This window comes from Methylomusa anaerophila (assembly GCF_003966895.1).
Classification (GTDB): Bacteria; Bacillota; Negativicutes; order Sporomusales; family Sporomusaceae; genus Methylomusa; species Methylomusa anaerophila.
In genome coordinates this window covers 3,225,921-3,242,616 of the sequence record NZ_AP018449.1, presented here as the reverse complement: position 1 = coordinate 3,242,616, position 16,696 = coordinate 3,225,921, and the positions used below count along the sequence as shown (strand labels likewise).

Here is a 16,696-nt window from a genome sequence, read left to right as displayed (position 1 = left end):
TTCATCTAATTCTCAATCTTGTTCGTAGCAGCATCCGTATTAAAAAATAATCATTTAACGATACAATTTAAACCTTTAGCTCAATATTTTTGCTTTTGCAATTAAATACTATTGTCGCCGTAACCTTCATCAAAATCCTTTCTTACACAAACAGACAGTAGCTACAGTCCTTGTCTTATTATGAATTCGCTATATCTTGTAACAAGTTACAATGCCCCCGTTACCTTTACTCTTTACTTACACAAAGAAACAATACAACAGTTACACTAAAAACAATCAATCCAACAATTATTTATTAAAATATATTATTATTACTATTTTTTTATAAATATTACTGTAACTCTGTAACCTTATTACTGACACTAGAAAATAAAAGTAACACTAAGTAACATCTCCCTCCTAACTTGTAACAACATTGACAAAAAGCGACCATAAAGGCACTTTACAGTCGCTTTTTGCTTTATATTAGTTTTATACCACCATGTTTTCTTATATCTTGCAGATTTTTCTTCCATTTTTTATTTATTGCTACCCCGGAAAAACCTCTAGTCGCTATACCACATATTTTTCTCACTACACTACCTTCTATTTTTTTGTCACCTAGCAACAACACTGTTTTAAGTTTTTTACTAAATGTTACCTTTGTAATACCTTTTGAACCCTGAGCATGGTCATCTCTCCAATAACGAAATGCAGTAAACAGCTCATCAACACTTTCAAAGTCTTCCTGCTTCTCGGTCACATCCAGACAATCTTTGATAAACTCCCCTATTGTTGACTCATTCTCGTAAATAAATTCCTTTTTCATTTCAATATCACCGACAATTTCTTTGAATCCGTTTTCCTTTAAAAGAAATAAACCTTGTAACATAAATGCAATAAGCGCATCCCTATTATTTTCAAAATCCCGCTTAAAGAATACACTTCTTTCTTCTGCGCTCGTCGACTTACAAGTACGGATAATTGGCATTCTCCGTACACTTGATTTCTGCACGGCAATTTTAGGCAGCTCATTCACCGTCAAAATATGCTTACCATACGGTTTATAGCTATATGTCCGCTCATGTTTGGGGTTAACGTTAACCCGGTCATTAGCAATAATGGACTTCCATGCATCTAAGCTAATTTCTCTAGTAGGTGCTTCATTAGTTATATTTAACACCGATCCTACCAGAGCGGCCATTGCATGAGTTTCACTCCATCTTGATGGGTCTACTTCGGTAATTACATTACCAAAAAGCAGTTTCAAAGTTCCCATTAATACGCCTTTACCATCACCGCCATCCCCTTGAATAACCAAAGCTTGCTGAGGTTGATATTGGGGAATTAGAAGAGAAGCTAAAAATTGTTGTAACTGGTTTAAATTATATTCTTCATAATACTGTAAAAAATAGGTACCAATAAAACTTTTTTTCCAATAATCCACTTCCATCATTGTGTCTACAAAATCATAATTAAGAGCATAAACGGCATTAAGATTCATATCAAAATCCTGCTCTAAGAACTCAAAACTGCGATCTTCTAAATTTACCCCCAATGTTCCATTACGAAATGTAACATAAACTTTTTTATCATAGTTGTCATCCCAATCCCAAACTAGATGTGAGGAAATGTGGTCTTTATATTCCCCAGCTTTTCTTAGTAACGGGATATCATCTAACCGTACACAAACATCATATAATCTATCAAATTCATTATATATATACCGATCAACAAATTCCGTTCCAGTCTCCCAATATCTACCATTCCAACCATAAAACGCATTTGATACATATTTAAATTTATCTTTAAAAAATAAATGTCCGTTTTTTCTAAACCAATCAAACATTTCGGGACGTTTAATCACATTAATACCATTTCTTTTGCCAATAAAACCGCAAGTTTGGATTCGTTTTTCCTTTTGAATAGAACTAATTTTTTTAACTTTTGTTGTAATATTATTCATATAATGCCTCCTGATTTATATGTTCATTTCTTATTTTTTTAGGAAAAGTTCCCCGTTTTGTGGCAAGATCAATTTCATATTTAATACGCTTTAATCGATCTATTCTTGTCTTTCTAGTGCGAAATATATGATATTTTCTATCCATATACTGCTTGCAAAATTCATAAATATCCGGAATATCTAAATCACACATATATAAATATTTAAATATCCACGCCTCTTTATGACTTGTGCTGTCAAAACCGAACTTATCGCTTTTGTAGTAGCAAAGAATAGTGCTATCACTAAGCCAACTCATGAAGGGTTCATCCTTCTCCAACATATCGATATCACCGAACCGCAGAACCGGCCGATTCTTGCCGCCATTATTTTTCTTTCTAAAAATTACTTTTTTCTCTTTATGCGTATGTATAATAAAAGTTGCAATATTGTTTCTGATTTCTTCAAGCTGGTATATTTTCTGCTGTGTGACTATCATTTTTGTCTCTACTGGCTCCGATGCTATTTTTCTGTTGACCGCCGGATAGGGAGAACGCATCAAACTTGTTATACTTTTGACTTCATTATAATAATTCCGATTAATGCCAATCCCAATCTGAAACAACCATTCATTAACCTGCTCGATTTGTTTTTTTGTCTGCTGTTCAATTAAATTGCTATCCACCAGCCAATAGCAATGAATACCATGACCGCTGTTCATAATCATGTTAGGATTCAACTCTGCCCTTATATAATTATTTTTTATTGTACGTATACACTCATCTTTGCTTGCAAAGGGTAGGTCACGCTTTTTGTGACCTACCGTACCCCAATCAAACTCTACCCAAAAACAATACAGTCCTGCAATATTAGCATAAGACCTGGTTATATCATGATAAATAGCCGGAGATATGGAAAAATCGTGAGTATCGCCACGCTCTTGCAAGTGCGACACAATGCGAGGTATATCCAATGGCATAACCGTTTGTGTGTTACCTGTACCGTTATTGTAGTTATCGCCATATGCTAAGCGCTCTAGCAAAAAGATGTTATCTTTTTTAGGATGACGCCCCCATAATCGATTAATAAAATTCTCTAATTCTTGTACTTGCTGATTCATATTCAAGTTCATTCCCCCTTCCCGTCTCACCAAATTCAATTTCTTTAGCATACGATAGATTCTCCCACACTGGTTTGCCTAAAATAGCAAAACCAGTGTGTTGAATCAGAGATAATTCCAATTGATTCAGTCGTTCATAATAACGTAAGTACCAAGCATAAGAATGCTTAGGTTTAAAATCGGGATATAGCTGTGGATTATCCAAACGATATAGTACATCGTAGATATTTATCATTTTGCCGGCTATAGCCGCCATTTGCACCAGCCAGTCACTGGCGTATTTTTTCTTTGTATACACTCCATGGTTATTTTGTAAAACGACTTCTGTACTCATAAGGTTTTCCTCCCAATATATTTTTTATGGATAAATTCCTATAATATCAGCAACAGGCAATCACCACCTTAAAAAAATTTATAATTATCCGTGACGGCACTATAATATGGTGTTACTCAATAAAATTTAACAAATATGTTTTAGCTCTTGGCCTTCTGCTGAAAACCGTCTTATCATTTTGAGGCGTTTCACGAATGACTGCATCAGTTTTAAAACGGCTTTGGCATCCTTGTCATTATTGTCGGGTATATACCAGACTTCTTTGCTGTTAATACCCAGTATTTCTGCCACTTGCTTGATTTTTGTCTTCGCAGCTTCTTGGTCTTGCCAAGACTGTAAACTTTGAAACAGGAACAAGGCCGGTATTTTATCCACTTCAAACCCTTGATTTTGAGTTTCATCGCTGCTGGTTTCACACCCAGTGCCATTTTTGTAACTTATTTCATCAATAATAGCACTCATTGTCCTTCCGCCTTTTTTGTACTCACTAACAGCCGCCAGACGATCTTGACTAATTTTAAGTTTTTCTGCCAGTAATTTTGCTTGCGTAATGGGTATTTCATTACGTTTTACATAATCCAATAATTCATTGGCTTCTTTATCAATTTTTTCTGCGTAGGCTATATACGTCCGGTTGGTGCCGCCTTTTTTTGCTACCTGATCTAAAGCTCTACCTCTAACGGCATCTACAATCCGATTCAAATCGGTACGCATACCTTTGCGCTTTTGTGCTAACTCTCTTTCTACTTGAACGAATTGTAACGCTACAACTGCACGCTGTTGGCTGTTTAAATTTCTATGTTGGCTTTTTGCATAGAGATAATTTAATAATTCTTCCGATGAACCCAACCACGTTTGGGCTAACAGCGAGCGCTTTAATTCTTGTTGTGCTTTTTGCCGAGTCCTGCCATCTGCAATTTTATCCTCAAAAATAATAACTGGCTCATATTGCCCATGGACTCGCACATCTTCCAACAGGCTTTCATACTCTTCCTTGGTTGCATCCGGAAATATTTCTGCAAATGAATGTGCTTCAAAATTATCCATGGTTTCGAATACTGCACTGAATTTTGAAGCTAAATTTTTACTACTGGCAAATTCATTGCCAGTAGTTGACTCTGTTATTTCTTGCAATCCGCTTTCATGACTTGTGGCAACGCTTTGCCGCATGTCCATTTCATTTGCAATAGTGCTATTTCCCATTTCCATATTCTCCATAGTATCTTTGCTCCTTTATTTGTAAATTTGTTTTTTTGTAAGTTAGCATGCCTGATTCATTGTCAACCAATTATTGCAACCGTACTCAAAAAAATATAAGCAATAGTCATTATTTAATATTTTTTATTTACTTTATCAAATGCCTCCGCCCAAGGCCTGTAATTTACCTGTAAATCAAGCTCTGTTATTAGCTTTATTACTTTGAAATCGCTACTATAATTGCCATGTACATGAATATAAAGCTCATCAGCACCATCAATTGGCATATGATCTTCATTGTAATTATCTAGTAGAATTAAAAACTCATAGGGCTCACGTTTTTCTTGATAATTAAACGTTTCTGTGCCAGATTGTAATTTCAACATTAAATTTTTAGTCTTGCTATCGTAAGTAAAAAACTCAACTTTACCACGATATAAAAATTCTCCAGGTGCAACTTGAATAAAATTTTTCATAATTTTCCATCCTTTTTTCTTAATATTCTGTGATTTTATGAGTAATTGGTAGCCACTTAATGGTGTCATACCAATTACTTTTGTCTTCTGTCCATTGCTATTTAATTTTCAGGGTGCAAGTCTTACATAAAAACCATTAGGAAATTTTATCTAATTTTGTATTTTTTTGTGTTTGTCTTGACTGTAAATTCATAATAACATGCATTTTTATACCAAACAAGGAATACATTCTAGAGAAAACCAAGTGAAAAACAGAAAAGGTTGACGGATAAACCCTAGGGAAATCAGGGTGTTTTATCCGTCAACCTTTTAAAGTTTTCTAAACTGTTTTTTAATTTTTATTCATATTTTTCCATTAATCTCTTATATTTTTTATGTACATTTTGCTTAGTTGTACCTATTTCATTTGCAATTTGTTCATAACTCATATTTTTATCCAAAAGAAATTTTATCTTAAGATAATTATTAAAATCCTCTAATTCCTTGGGAGATGCTTCACCTTCTTTAGCACAACATCTAGTTGTACCTTTACAGCCAAGTTCATCAACCACTTTTTTGATACCTTTTTGGGTTCGATAAAATATCGCATTATATATTCTCGGAGAATCAATTTGAAGTTTTGTTGACATAAATTTATTGTTTACATCTATATATTCATCTCTAAACAGTTTAAGCATCACTTCCCACTCAAGGTCTTTTTCAATTGCCTCGATTCTTTCTTTAAGATCCCTATCGTAATATTCTTGATCTTGAAAATCTGGATAATTAAACAAAGAAATCACCCCTTTAATTTATCATAGAACCCAATTAATGATCACAAATAAGAAATCCACCATGCAGTGGCCGCCCTAACATATTGACTTTTTTCATCCGAATAGTAAACATTTATACAATCTTCAATTATGCTTCTGGTGTACATTTGTTTATTTACATATGATTGTTTCGTTGAAATCCCTAATTTTCTAGCCACTTTATTTAACTTATTTTCATTGATTATTGTTGTAAATGACTGTTGAAAAGCTAAATTTAAAAATCTTCGAGTAAGTGCCCGTGGCTTATAATTGTGTTTATAATTAGTGTAGCTAAGCATACGATTATATACCGCATTATGAAGCACATCAATATATGGTAATTTTCGATACACTTTACCTTGAGGTATTTGACTATACATTAGATATAGTGAAATGATGCCAGAAATACTGTGTTCCTCTACATCTTTATTAAATTTATGTAAATCCGTAGTATGTACAGATTCAATGGTTTGATACTCATTCCGTGGATTTACATAAGTCGAATCTGTTAGAAATATTTCAAAATTGTTTTTGGCTTCATAACAACTTCCCTGCTGCGTAACACCTGCAATTTTCCCCATACTTGTACTAGTAGCGTAAGTAAATATTTGATCTTTTTTATAGGGCCAGTCCTTAATTAGTCTTAAAAATTCTTCCCAAATAGAGTCAATATTGTCTATTTTTCCCGGTGGATTTTGTTCTTTTAATTTTTCATAAGCTGCCAAAATCAATGTGTCTGTGTTACTCATTCACTAATCCTCTCAAGCGTCATCTAATGTATTTTTAAATTAAAATTCTACATAAAAAAAGAAATCCTCTTTTAATATCGGATTTCTGTGCAAAATTTTGTGGAATTACATGTAATGTATTGCTAATTTTTTTAAATTATTGCTACCGCCAACGCGCATTTTTCCATATCCGTAACTCCACTGTCTATTAAAAACAGTACATTGCCGCCACTGCTTCCGGTTCTAATAAGGTCTCTATCAATATGTGCGATCACCCGTCCACCTGCTACTCCCTCCCGAATGAAAACACCGTCAAGATTCGCCAGAACTTGCCTACCGTCAACACCTTCACGGACATAATTGCCATCAATGGATACCAGCACTTCCCCGTGTGGATTTCGTACATATTCTCCGTCCCAATAGGCCAAAGGTTTCCCGGTTAATGGTTCCCGTATATAGCTATGCATAGTATATGCCCCTTTCTTTAATTACAAGTAATTCCTATATAATAATTATATCAAACAGAGTGGCTGCGTAAACGGTCTATGTCATTCCTCCATAAGATTAGAAAAAGACAAAAGAACCTCAGCCAATTATTTGACTAAGGTTCATAAATCATTGGGCTAGTTTTCTATTTGTGGATGATTCGTTCTGTCGTTGTATTAGAAGCACTACAATTAGGACAACATTGCGGTGCAAACGGGTCATCGTCGTCCCGCTCCCATACTCTTCCGCACATATTGCATCTTAATACCCGAATATCATATCTTACTTCTTTGCTCATATGTATTCCCCCATTAGATTTTAATTGATGAATAATAACTTCTGTCAAATGATTGCCAAAGGTTACTTTGAGTTACAGATACCTTTCATAATCACCCGGTGACACCAGACGCCCTCAATTCAAAGAGTTAATAAAATTATATTGCCCTGTGTTCCATTAATCACTGCCGTGATTCTCTTTGTTATCAGTTACCGTTTGACCAATAAATCCACTGAATTATATTCCAGTGGATTTATTGGTTATTGCCAAAATTGAGTTTTTAGAATTTGTAACTTACGCCAAAGCCTACTCCCTTAGCTGTAACGTCTACATCGCCGATATTGTTAATCGCTAAACTCTTGGCCTTTAAGTTACGATAATCCACATTAAATTCTACATTGGGAGCAAATTCTTGTGACAAACCAATCTTCCAGTTCGTAAAGTCGGATGCCACGCCGATAGAGGCATAAGCAGTCGTTTTATCCGCGATTTTAGTACTGCCCACTAAGCCAAACTGTATTTTGTTTTTGGTATCACTCGAATCACTGCTTCCCGTACTGATACCACTTACAGCTACCGTTTGGTTAGCGGTTGCTTTCAACCGGACAAGTCCAGCATAGGCAGATATATTCTTATCCAGTTTATAGAGCACATTTAATTCCTGTGTTTTAAGTTTAATATTCATGCTGTCTGTTTCCGTAGGGTCGCTGTATACGACGGTATCTTTGGATTTGGGATTATAGCCATTGTATTGCAAAGCAAAATCATTGCCTAATCCCGTAGTAATTCCCCAGTCCAAATTATATTTTTTGTCTAACGAAATATCACCGACTGGAGCTTCTCCTTTCATATCCGACTGTCTCCAAGTTAAATCAATTGACGTCTTTCCTGCTGAATAATCGGTAAGTGGGGCTGCAAAGCCAACGCTGGCTGTTAACATTGTGGCAGCTGCCATGGCAAGTATCGCTGTTTTTTTCATGTACAAATCTCTCCCTTTGTTCCTATTTGGTGTAATGACCTATTCCTATTGAAGATTGAATTTATAGAGTTCACCATCCTTTTCACCAAAACAAGCGTAATTTTTACTGCTTAACACTGTTTACCACACTGGAAGATACTGTATATTTATATATTATACCAAACATTATGTAAACGTAAATAACTACGCACAATTCTTTCCACATAAGCCATTTATCACTATTGCCAACCTTTACTAATTTATTATAACTATATTTCACTATTAGTGCAATAATTTATTACACTTTTATTTCACAATAGGTGAAAACATCAATATTCAAAAGACCTCTATAATTTTATTGTAGAGGTGAAAGTATTTATGAAATCCAGCAATGACGAACGATATCGCCAAATTGCTAAAAAAATCGTCCATTACCGCATTCGTAAGGGGCTTTCCCAGGATGAATTAGCAGATAAGATTGGTATCAGTAAGAGTTATTTAAGTAAGATTGAAGCACCGGGTTCGACCAAAGCCTTTTCTCTTGATGTTCTATTTGCTATTGCTGATGGGTTAGATGTTGATGTAATTAAGTTTTTCATGCCAATTGAAGAAAATAAATAACAGCGATATCTCGTAAACTTGAGATATCGCTGTTATTCTTAAATTAATATTTATTTTTCCAGTAATAGAATGGATGTATTAAAAGCTATTACCCTATCTTCCGGAAACATATATAAGCTGCTTACATTCGACCCGTTCCTAGGGAAAACTGCAAAGTAATATAATTTGTCACTTTTAAATAACAACATTCCCTCTAACACATATCCTCCTGAAAAATCAGGAGATGGCCATGATTGTTTTATATTGTCTTTTATTGTCAAGCTTCCAACTACTCCAGGACGTTGAGTATCTATTGGTAAATCGGCATTTATCATAGTAGGACGATACATTGAGATTTGAATTAACAACATAGCTGACATCCAAATAAAAACACTTAAACCCAGATATACCCATCTTTCTTTGCTTGTTATTTTCTTAATTACCCAAAAAGAAACTAACACGAAAAATAACAATGTGAGTATCAAAAAGAGTCCTGCTATGGGATATTTTACAGTTATTAATAAAGGTAATATAGCTGACCCACCAGGGATTGTGAAAGTTAGAATTTCTATGAGACCTATTGTAAGAAATGTCCCCCACAGGAAGATCCTATTTTTTTGATCAAACCATATTTTAATCTTATTATTTATCTCACCTGAAACCAGATAACGAAATATATACAGTGTAGAAAATATCGTCAACGGAACTATAAGGGTAGTAACAAAAAAAGTAGCTCCAAAGATAAGTAAAGCTACAGGTGTATAGATTTCAGTAGGAACTGCAGAAAGGTATATAGCTTTAGATAAAGCCGCAGCCTTAATATACCCCACAGCATAACAAGCCATTGCACCAACAAATAAAAGAATGCTCCAGTAATCCTTTACCAGCCCTATGTCAAGCAACTCCCCTCATTTAGGTAAATTATATTTGATCTTCTTGGTTTTAAATTCATTTCTGAATTGCAGCGGCAAACTCCCAAAGACATTAGTCAACAAATTGACCAAAGTAGATCGTAAGTCAGAGTCACCCTGAACCCCTAGAGGCACTTGGGGTAGTGTAGATATAGGAATATATTATCTCATATAACAAAAACACTAGAAAAGTACATACTGTCTTGTGGTTTTATTATTTAATAAGACGGTTAGCAATATCCATTCTAGCATCAAAATTGTCTGCTATAATTTCTATCCCCTGCAATCCATTGACATTATTGAAATCAACGTTGCATAAAATTGCATTCATTTTCGCTATTTGGACACTTGTATCGAAGAGTGCTATTAGTTCTCTTTCGTTTTGAGAAAAGCTTTCCTTTTCCTGCACAATATAGGGATGCTTCATTTGAGGAAGCCGTATTATCCCTCCCTCAATCGTAGTATTACATGCTTGTACACCAATCCAATGATTATTGGCATCCAAAAGTAATTTTCCTACAATATTAGTTAAGGTATCTACAATAATACCATCAAACTCTCTAAAATAAAGATAAATTAATGCCCCATTTCTCTGTTTTTCAAATGTGATTCGCATACATCTCTACCTTTCGGAAGTGTCAAAGGGAAAAGGATTCGCCTCTACGCAAATAGGTTGTCAATAACTCTGACCCTTTACACCAGAACGTCTGCATAGCGTACCGTAGAGCCTTAGCGATTCTCGTATCTCTAAGTTACATACTTCCCAATATAATTTTAATTGCGTGCATATTTTATTTGACTTACCTCCAGCGACGTGTATAAGGTAACTCCCTGACTTTCTTTCGAGTAAAATTAATAAGAGGCTGTAGCATAAACATTGTTAAAGTATGCAGGACATATGAGTAAACAAGAAGTATGCCACCCCAGATAAGCAGAGCTTTTCCAACTAGTTCTGCTTGGTTTGGCAATAAATCAAAATGGCCCAAAACGACAATTGTAGATATGATGATTATCCCAGAAAGTATGCCATAGGCTGCAATTACAATCATTGCCCAAAAGGTAAACATCTATAATCCTCCATTTCTACATTGATTAATAATGAATGCCATCAGTTCTTCTATTGACGATCTTCATCGTGTAACGGCGTTATATTCCATTGATACTCATTGAGAAGCTTAGACTCAGCGCTATCATACTTAGTATTATAGTTATGTACATGAGGAATAGGAATACTAACAGGTTCTTTTTTTAAGCCTTTTCTTTCGATAATATGCATGTGCTCTTTTGTAAAACCGTATAAGAAGATACGATTGTGTCGGTCATATACAATTGTTGTATTGGTTTTAGGAGAGTGTATCCACATATCATGGCGTGCATCATTTTCAAAGAAATTTTTGAACTGATTAAGTAGTTTACTAATCTCTCCAAAGGTAAATGCCCCACTCTGATATCTTCCTGGCTCATTACAAGTGCGCGGAGTATGCAGAACATACAACAGGTAAAATGGCTCGCTAAGTACGGAAGTAAAATCTAAAATTGTATCAATATGGCTTTTATCCAATCCAATGACCAATCTCTTATAATTACTGTTTTGCTCCACATTATATAAGTTGGAGTAATAATACTCCTGTAATTCGTCGTTTCTATAGAAACCTAGTTTAAACACTCAACCACATCCTAGCAGAAACCAAAATTTAACATAATATTATTTCTTTGTAAATTTTTAAAAACCCTTTAAAAAATAATAGCCAAGAACCATTTAATAGGTTCTGGCTATCTTTTTCTTTCAATGGACTTGTTAGTGTTTTTAAAATATCACCTTTATGAACATGGCACCTTTGTCATGTCAAAAGTGGAACATCTTGATTTTACTGGCTTCATAGGCATTTCCTTGTTCTAGTACATGCCATTAAATCGTTCCATAACGTGCCACTATATATCTCCCAAAGCCAGTATTTATCTGGCTTTGCGGTCTCATAAAATTACTCCATGACATACCACTGAACATCAATAGACGTTAGGCAATAATTTGACCAATGGTCCTATTAAAGCGTGAATCAGAATTACCCAGAACCCTTAGAAGCACCTGAAACAGTATGGTTAATATAAATACACATCATGTAACATTATGGTAATCCAAGCAACCTTTTTAATCTTCAAATAAAGTTGTCCAATTACGACGATTATCCCAAACATGCCATATTTCCACTGTGTCATTTGTCACAAAATACAATATGGAATAGTGCGCTAGAGGTAGGTAACGACGAACGCCTTTCTTTTCATATTCAGGATATTCATACAGCGGACGCCCGAGAAAGGGGTTAAGTGTAAGCACTTGTTTTGTCTTTGTCACAAGTGCCTCCCGCACATTTTGAGCCGCTTTGGGACTCTCTTTCGCAAGTTGGCGAATGATGTCCTTCACTTCTTGTGAAGCGGTTGGGGTAAACTTAACTTTCAAATTTTCCGGTGACTGATTTTCCTCCATCGTCATAGCGGGCTTCCTCCAATATGATTTTGTCGAGATCTTTTTCCAAGTCGTCAACATCAATCAAATTCCCACGACGACTCTCAGCTTCCGCAGTGGCAAGACGTTTCAGAAAAGCGATTTCCTCCTGTAGCTTCTCGTAGTGCTCATGGCTTAAGACGACAAGATAACTTGAGCCACCTTTAGTTATATAAACGGGAAGGTTCTTCTTCACAGCGTACTCATCTATAGCAGTCATGTTTTTACTAAGGTCGGTTAATGGGCGAATTATCGTTTTCATCTCTATTCACTCTACCTTTCTGTTAATTTTGATAGTCAATTGATAACCTTAATAATAATATATCACAAAGCGTCTTATCAAATCAACGAATAAAGAGATTTTAATCCGATTAAAATCTCTTTATTCGTTCATATGTAATTTCCCCGATGTTACTTTAACGAACCCGGCACCTTTGTCATGTCAAAAGTGGAACACCTTGATTTTACTGGGTTCATTGGCATTTTTCTGTTCTAGTACATGCCACTAAAGTCACTCCATGACATGCCATGCTGATTGCTCGTCAGCCCATATAGCTACTGGCTCCGTACATTCTTGGATTTTCTTCCATAACATGCCGGAGAGCATAAAGCGCTTGGTTTTTACAGAAGTATTAGCTATGGAAAACATGCGGATAAAGGAATATATGTAACTTCTCCTTCCATTTTTGTATAGGGGCGGATGACCATGAAACTGCGTAATTACTTGCAATTCCTATATTATACCCATAGTAAACATTTACCATTACAGTTTGGATATTTTGTGGTGCCGGATAATTCTCCAAAACAACCCTTGCAACTTTGTCCTTCAGCTCCTCTGCATTTATTGGTATGTTATGTACATAAACACTTGCTGTTAACCTTGTTGATTCCTTTCCATCCACTACCCCGGTCTTAATGTTAAAAACATGTTTTGCTGTCATATAATCTACCTTTGCAGCATATACCCCATCTAGTTTAGTTAACTCCTTATATATGGAAAAAAGTTCATTCTGTTGACTTGCAGCCATAGTCATATAGGAAACGAGAGTAAAAACTATTAAAACTACTGAACAGATTATATAATGCATTTTTGAAACAGTTGCAGAAATCGGCGTGTTTAGGGCAGTAACGTTATATACATATGTTCCACATATTATGTCATGAATACCTTGCCGTGTTTTTTTATTAAATATATAGAAATAAACTGTTCCAAAAAATATCATTAATATTATCCAATCAATAAGTTGGCCAATTATCGGAACTGTGGCAAATGATAAGCCTTTACATACAATGGCGCTTAAGATTACCGCCCGGACAATTGATCTTTTCATACTAATCAATTCGCCATCTTCAGTAACCACACATATTTTGAGTAACTTCTTTCCTATGCTTTGTCCATTGCAATAATAGCTATTCATTATTCCAAAATAGCAAGCACTAATACTGAACCCTACCAAAGGTCCTAATGCTCCTAACAAAGCGAACTGTTGACCAAAGATTGTGCCAAGACACATTCCTAATAACCCCAAGGCAATACTGTCAATGAAAAGAGCTGCAAGCCGTCTCCAAACCCCACATATGGGTCTATATCCAAGTATTTCACTTGTAAGTGTTTCCATATTAATATTCTCTCCTTTCTCTCGTGAAACTTGATCAAGTAATGTTCTTAAAAATAACAACGTGAGTCTGACTAACCCAGAAGTACTTAATTAACTGATCCTGTTTTTTTGTGCACCACTTGTCATTCTTCATTTCCATAAGACATTCCTGATCTAGGATAATCTGTTATTTCCAATTAAATTACCCCTTTCCACCAGGTTTAACTTCGCTTTTTAACCGTCTATACATTCGATTTAATCAATAGTCTTCTATATATATAAAAATAACCCTGCCATATTGATACAAATATGACAAGATTATCTAAAATTCGACGATGTTTTTGCTAAATTTGATGTTACTTTAATGAACATGGCACCAGTGGCACGTACTATAGCCACAACTAAAAAATACCGGCTTATCCTCTTCTCTCGCCTTGGCAAACGCTTCCTCGCCCCACGGATACCAGTCTATCGGATTATGTACATGCTGCAATAGGTATGGACTCTTCTCATTCGCCAGGTGGTTAACGTGCTTCTCAGACATTCGCTTCACCTCGTTTTCATAGCTACTGTTTAGGATTTGCTTGCGGGTGGTTTTACATACGTTATATAATTAATAGTCGTTATTTGTTAGATGTTATTTTTATTTTAGTTGGTATGTTGTGGTAAGTCAAGAAAAAGAAAAACAACCAGCAATATCGAGACTACTGGTTGGAATTTATTATATATATGATTATTCTTTCAAAAGTCAATTTTACTATTAATCCTCAGGCAATATAATATTCTAAAACAATAGTTAATTTAGAGAATTTTCAGTCCACAGTAATATTGTTGTCAATAATCTCGTCCCCTGATACCTAATTACATTTTTTATATCCTTGACTAAGTAAATATTCATGTATGTTCAATATTGTTATATCAAATAAATCATTAACTACTTTAATATATTTTTCCAAATCAAAATAAGTTAATATTATACTATTTTCACCATGAGCTATTGCATTTCGAACATTTACTAGTTGATTAACATCATGTTTATATGGTTTATATCGAGTAATACTTATGTTAAACCACGATAAAAATTCCTCAAGTACTTCAAATCTTAAATTTGATTTTGTATCCAAAAGTTTGGGGTCAATTTTTATTGGTTTTAAAAATGCCATTGTAAATTTTTCTGAAAAATCACATCTCTGTTTAAAGCTCTGCTTTCCTGCGAGGAATTGGAAAGTTGTTTTTTGTGAAAAGGCAAATAATTCATTAATTACTTCATTCTTTGATAGGTTTTGCTTATTTATTAAATCAATCTGACTTGATCTCTTGTCTATATTTGTCAACCTGCGCTTTCAAAGTTTTTTGAGTCTCGGACATAAAATCCACTCCTTGGCCTAGAATCAAATTCAATTCTGGTTTCGCAATTATCTTTTGGATATTAAGAGGATAGGGTTATTGTCATCTTTCCATTGAGTCCGCCTCTTTTTACTTTATAAATTATACATTTCCCATAAAAGACCAAACTCCTGGTTATTATGTACCTTATAGAAATCCACGCCGATTATTCATCCTTCCGTATCTCTAATAATATATGGGACGTATTGTATATTCGCTTCAACTCTCGCTTTTCCCGATTCAATAATAGTATGTTCCAGTCGTTCAACTTCACTTCTGGTCAGTTCAATATTACTGTTAAATTTAGTTTTATAATTATTAAGATAACAAATGAACTTATTTTTGTTATTTTTATCTTGAACAATAAAAATTGATTCGGATACCGCTAATAACGGAAATTCATCACTTTCAATTTTTGCTTCATTTTCTACTATATACTGCACACTGCTAAAACCACGCCGGGGCTTATCTTCAGTGTCAGGGATCAACCAATCGCGTCCATTCTTTTTGGCATGTCTTAATTTCCCGCGTCTTATCCATTGCCTTATGGTAACAGATTCTACATTATGCATAGCGGCATATTGCTCCACTGTAAGGTAATCGCATTCAACCGTGATTAAAGTGTGTTCTACGGATGAGGTCATGCTACTAATTTCATCATTTTCAACTTCAATCTCATCAGCCTGACATAAATTCAGCTCCATGCTATTCTCTAAAAACTGATATTCATAATACCACCAAAGTTCTGTTAAGATCGGAAGTTTGCATTTTCTTATTGCCGCAACAAATTTTTCACATAGTTTAATTCTGTTTTTTACAACTTCGCTTGAATAGACGGACTCTTCATTTAATCTTTCGTGTTCAATAAACAACTCTAATGATTTTAAAATATCTTCCCGTGTAAATAGATAATTCTCTCGGAATAGTCCTTCCTTAATATCCATAGGGAACCCTCCAATAAATAATAGCTTGATATTATTGTAACGCAACGTTACATTAATATCAAGTACTATAGAGACATACCTACATCAAGCGTCTCTGCTATTAGGCCAGAAATGGCGCCTACTAATTATCAAATTTCCACATGGTATCCAGAAAGGATACTTGTTTGGAAGCAAACAGCCCCTTTCGGTCAAAAAGATAGCCCGGATATGGCTTTTAACCACTCCGAGTTTCGCTTTTCATACAACATATTGGAAATAAAGTGTTACTTTAATGAACATGGCACCACTGTCATGACAAAATGGAACAAAAATAGAACTCCTTGAATTTACTGGCTCCATAGGCATTTTCATGTTCCAGTACATGCCATTAGATAGTTCCATAACGTGCCACTTTAAATTGTTGATAATTCATATGATTCCTGGCTTTACGCCCTCATAATTTTGTTCCAGAACATGCCACAAT

20 protein-coding genes are annotated in these 16,696 nt (G+C 34.9%); 1 reads left to right on the top strand and 19 read right to left on the bottom strand.

The annotated features are described in order from the left end of the window. Window positions 1–460: 460 nt before the first annotated feature. The 9 genes from MAMMFC1_RS14595 to MAMMFC1_RS14555 all read right to left on the bottom strand — a co-directional run bounded on the left by MAMMFC1_RS14595 (window position 461) and on the right by MAMMFC1_RS14555 (window position 8,312). Window positions 461–1,945 (bottom strand): DNA primase family protein, encoded by a 1,485-nt coding sequence (locus MAMMFC1_RS14595; protein WP_126309186.1) that lies wholly within the window; start codon window positions 1,943–1,945, stop codon window positions 461–463. Next, window positions 1,938–3,050, bottom strand: coding sequence for a hypothetical protein (locus MAMMFC1_RS14590; protein ID WP_126309185.1), 1,113 nt, complete (start codon window positions 3,048–3,050; stop codon window positions 1,938–1,940). Before MAMMFC1_RS14590 ends, MAMMFC1_RS14595 begins: the two co-directional genes overlap by 8 nt. Then, window positions 3,007–3,378: a hypothetical protein gene (locus MAMMFC1_RS14585; protein WP_126309184.1), complete on the bottom strand. Its 372-nt coding sequence runs from the start codon at window positions 3,376–3,378 to the stop codon at window positions 3,007–3,009. Before MAMMFC1_RS14585 ends, MAMMFC1_RS14590 begins: the two co-directional genes overlap by 44 nt. Before the next feature lie 126 nt (window positions 3,379–3,504). Next, window positions 3,505–4,596 (bottom strand): ParB N-terminal domain-containing protein, encoded by a 1,092-nt coding sequence (locus tag MAMMFC1_RS14580; protein WP_126309183.1) that lies wholly within the window; start codon window positions 4,594–4,596, stop codon window positions 3,505–3,507. 113 nt (window positions 4,597–4,709) lie between these two features. Then, the gene (locus tag MAMMFC1_RS14575) at window positions 4,710–5,051 is read right to left on the bottom strand and encodes a hypothetical protein (protein ID WP_126309182.1); all 342 of its coding nucleotides are present in this window, start codon (window positions 5,049–5,051) and stop codon (window positions 4,710–4,712) included. A 338-nt stretch (window positions 5,052–5,389) separates the two neighbouring features. Then, window positions 5,390–5,824 (bottom strand): hypothetical protein, encoded by a 435-nt coding sequence (locus tag MAMMFC1_RS14570; protein ID WP_126309181.1) that lies wholly within the window; start codon window positions 5,822–5,824, stop codon window positions 5,390–5,392. A 41-nt stretch (window positions 5,825–5,865) separates the two neighbouring features. After that, window positions 5,866–6,591 (bottom strand): hypothetical protein, encoded by a 726-nt coding sequence (locus MAMMFC1_RS14565; RefSeq protein WP_126309180.1) that lies wholly within the window; start codon window positions 6,589–6,591, stop codon window positions 5,866–5,868. A 131-nt stretch (window positions 6,592–6,722) separates the two neighbouring features. Then, window positions 6,723–7,037, bottom strand: a complete 315-nt coding sequence (locus tag MAMMFC1_RS14560; RefSeq protein WP_126309179.1) for a hypothetical protein — start codon at window positions 7,035–7,037, stop codon at window positions 6,723–6,725. Window positions 7,038–7,613: 576 nt separating this feature from the next. Beyond that, window positions 7,614–8,312: an outer membrane beta-barrel protein gene (locus MAMMFC1_RS14555; protein WP_126309178.1), complete on the bottom strand. Its 699-nt coding sequence runs from the start codon at window positions 8,310–8,312 to the stop codon at window positions 7,614–7,616. A 357-nt stretch (window positions 8,313–8,669) separates the two neighbouring features. Between MAMMFC1_RS14555 and MAMMFC1_RS14550 the strand changes: the two genes are divergently transcribed. Next, on the top strand, window positions 8,670–8,912 hold the full coding sequence (locus tag MAMMFC1_RS14550; RefSeq protein WP_126309177.1) for a helix-turn-helix domain-containing protein: 243 nt from the start codon (window positions 8,670–8,672) through the stop codon (window positions 8,910–8,912). A gap of 50 nt (window positions 8,913–8,962) precedes the next feature. Here MAMMFC1_RS14550 and MAMMFC1_RS14545 read toward each other — a convergent pair whose 3' ends face one another. The 10 genes from MAMMFC1_RS14545 to MAMMFC1_RS14500 all read right to left on the bottom strand — a co-directional run bounded on the left by MAMMFC1_RS14545 (window position 8,963) and on the right by MAMMFC1_RS14500 (window position 16,233). Further along, entirely contained in the window at window positions 8,963–9,721 is a 759-nt protein-coding gene (locus MAMMFC1_RS14545; protein ID WP_232035468.1) for a hypothetical protein, read from the bottom strand. Between the two features lie 295 nt (window positions 9,722–10,016). Beyond that, complete coding sequence (locus MAMMFC1_RS14540; protein ID WP_126309175.1) at window positions 10,017–10,418, bottom strand: hypothetical protein; 402 nt, start codon at window positions 10,416–10,418, stop codon at window positions 10,017–10,019. Between the two features lie 184 nt (window positions 10,419–10,602). Next, entirely contained in the window at window positions 10,603–10,869 is a 267-nt protein-coding gene (locus tag MAMMFC1_RS14535; RefSeq protein ID WP_126309174.1) for a hypothetical protein, read from the bottom strand. A gap of 50 nt (window positions 10,870–10,919) precedes the next feature. After that, the gene (locus MAMMFC1_RS14530) at window positions 10,920–11,468 is read right to left on the bottom strand and encodes a hypothetical protein (protein WP_126309173.1); all 549 of its coding nucleotides are present in this window, start codon (window positions 11,466–11,468) and stop codon (window positions 10,920–10,922) included. A gap of 483 nt (window positions 11,469–11,951) precedes the next feature. Further along, window positions 11,952–12,293: a type II toxin-antitoxin system RelE/ParE family toxin gene (locus MAMMFC1_RS14525; RefSeq protein WP_232035467.1), complete on the bottom strand. Its 342-nt coding sequence runs from the start codon at window positions 12,291–12,293 to the stop codon at window positions 11,952–11,954. Continuing rightward, complete coding sequence (locus MAMMFC1_RS14520) at window positions 12,250–12,567, bottom strand: type II toxin-antitoxin system Phd/YefM family antitoxin (RefSeq protein WP_126309172.1); 318 nt, start codon at window positions 12,565–12,567, stop codon at window positions 12,250–12,252. The genes MAMMFC1_RS14525 and MAMMFC1_RS14520 overlap by 44 nt, the downstream gene beginning before the upstream one ends. A 370-nt stretch (window positions 12,568–12,937) precedes the next feature. After that, window positions 12,938–13,924 carry an RDD family protein gene (locus MAMMFC1_RS14515; RefSeq protein WP_126309171.1) on the bottom strand — a complete coding sequence of 329 codons (987 nt, stop codon included), beginning with the start codon at window positions 13,922–13,924 and terminating at the stop codon, window positions 12,938–12,940. A 340-nt stretch (window positions 13,925–14,264) separates the two neighbouring features. Continuing rightward, the gene (locus MAMMFC1_RS14510) at window positions 14,265–14,447 is read right to left on the bottom strand and encodes a DUF255 domain-containing protein (protein WP_197723826.1); all 183 of its coding nucleotides are present in this window, start codon (window positions 14,445–14,447) and stop codon (window positions 14,265–14,267) included. A gap of 313 nt (window positions 14,448–14,760) precedes the next feature. Next, a complete protein-coding gene (locus MAMMFC1_RS14505; protein ID WP_126309170.1) occupies window positions 14,761–15,237 on the bottom strand; it encodes an MAE_28990/MAE_18760 family HEPN-like nuclease in 477 nt (158 codons plus the stop codon). A 222-nt stretch (window positions 15,238–15,459) separates the two neighbouring features. Beyond that, window positions 15,460–16,233 (bottom strand): helix-turn-helix domain-containing protein, encoded by a 774-nt coding sequence (locus MAMMFC1_RS14500; protein WP_126309169.1) that lies wholly within the window; start codon window positions 16,231–16,233, stop codon window positions 15,460–15,462. Window positions 16,234–16,696: the final 463 nt, after the last annotated feature.

What these genes read in the sequence shown, in the direction of transcription:
- MAMMFC1_RS14595 (WP_126309186.1), bottom strand. Translation starts at nt 1,945, where the DNA reads ATGAATAATATTACAACAAAAGTTAAAAAAATTAGTTCTATTCAAAAG.
- MAMMFC1_RS14585 (WP_126309184.1), bottom strand. Translation starts at nt 3,378, where the DNA reads ATGAGTACAGAAGTCGTTTTACAAAATAACCATGGAGTGTATACAAAG.
- MAMMFC1_RS14580 (WP_126309183.1), bottom strand. Translation starts at nt 4,596, where the DNA reads ATGGAGAATATGGAAATGGGAAATAGCACTATTGCAAATGAAATGGAC.
- MAMMFC1_RS14575 (WP_126309182.1), bottom strand. Translation starts at nt 5,051, where the DNA reads ATGAAAAATTTTATTCAAGTTGCACCTGGAGAATTTTTATATCGTGGT.
- MAMMFC1_RS14565 (WP_126309180.1), bottom strand. Translation starts at nt 6,591, where the DNA reads ATGAGTAACACAGACACATTGATTTTGGCAGCTTATGAAAAATTAAAA.
- MAMMFC1_RS14560 (WP_126309179.1), bottom strand. Translation starts at nt 7,037, where the DNA reads ATGCATAGCTATATACGGGAACCATTAACCGGGAAACCTTTGGCCTAT.
- MAMMFC1_RS14555 (WP_126309178.1), bottom strand. Translation starts at nt 8,312, where the DNA reads ATGAAAAAAACAGCGATACTTGCCATGGCAGCTGCCACAATGTTAACA.
- MAMMFC1_RS14550 (WP_126309177.1), top strand. Translation starts at nt 8,670, where the DNA reads ATGAAATCCAGCAATGACGAACGATATCGCCAAATTGCTAAAAAAATC.
- MAMMFC1_RS14540 (WP_126309175.1), bottom strand. Translation starts at nt 10,418, where the DNA reads ATGCGAATCACATTTGAAAAACAGAGAAATGGGGCATTAATTTATCTT.
- MAMMFC1_RS14535 (WP_126309174.1), bottom strand. Translation starts at nt 10,869, where the DNA reads ATGTTTACCTTTTGGGCAATGATTGTAATTGCAGCCTATGGCATACTT.
- MAMMFC1_RS14525 (WP_232035467.1), bottom strand. Translation starts at nt 12,293, where the DNA reads ATGACGATGGAGGAAAATCAGTCACCGGAAAATTTGAAAGTTAAGTTT.
- MAMMFC1_RS14520 (WP_126309172.1), bottom strand. Translation starts at nt 12,567, where the DNA reads ATGAAAACGATAATTCGCCCATTAACCGACCTTAGTAAAAACATGACT.
- MAMMFC1_RS14515 (WP_126309171.1), bottom strand. Translation starts at nt 13,924, where the DNA reads ATGGAAACACTTACAAGTGAAATACTTGGATATAGACCCATATGTGGG.
- MAMMFC1_RS14510 (WP_197723826.1), bottom strand. Translation starts at nt 14,447, where the DNA reads ATGTCTGAGAAGCACGTTAACCACCTGGCGAATGAGAAGAGTCCATAC.
- MAMMFC1_RS14500 (WP_126309169.1), bottom strand. Translation starts at nt 16,233, where the DNA reads ATGGATATTAAGGAAGGACTATTCCGAGAGAATTATCTATTTACACGG.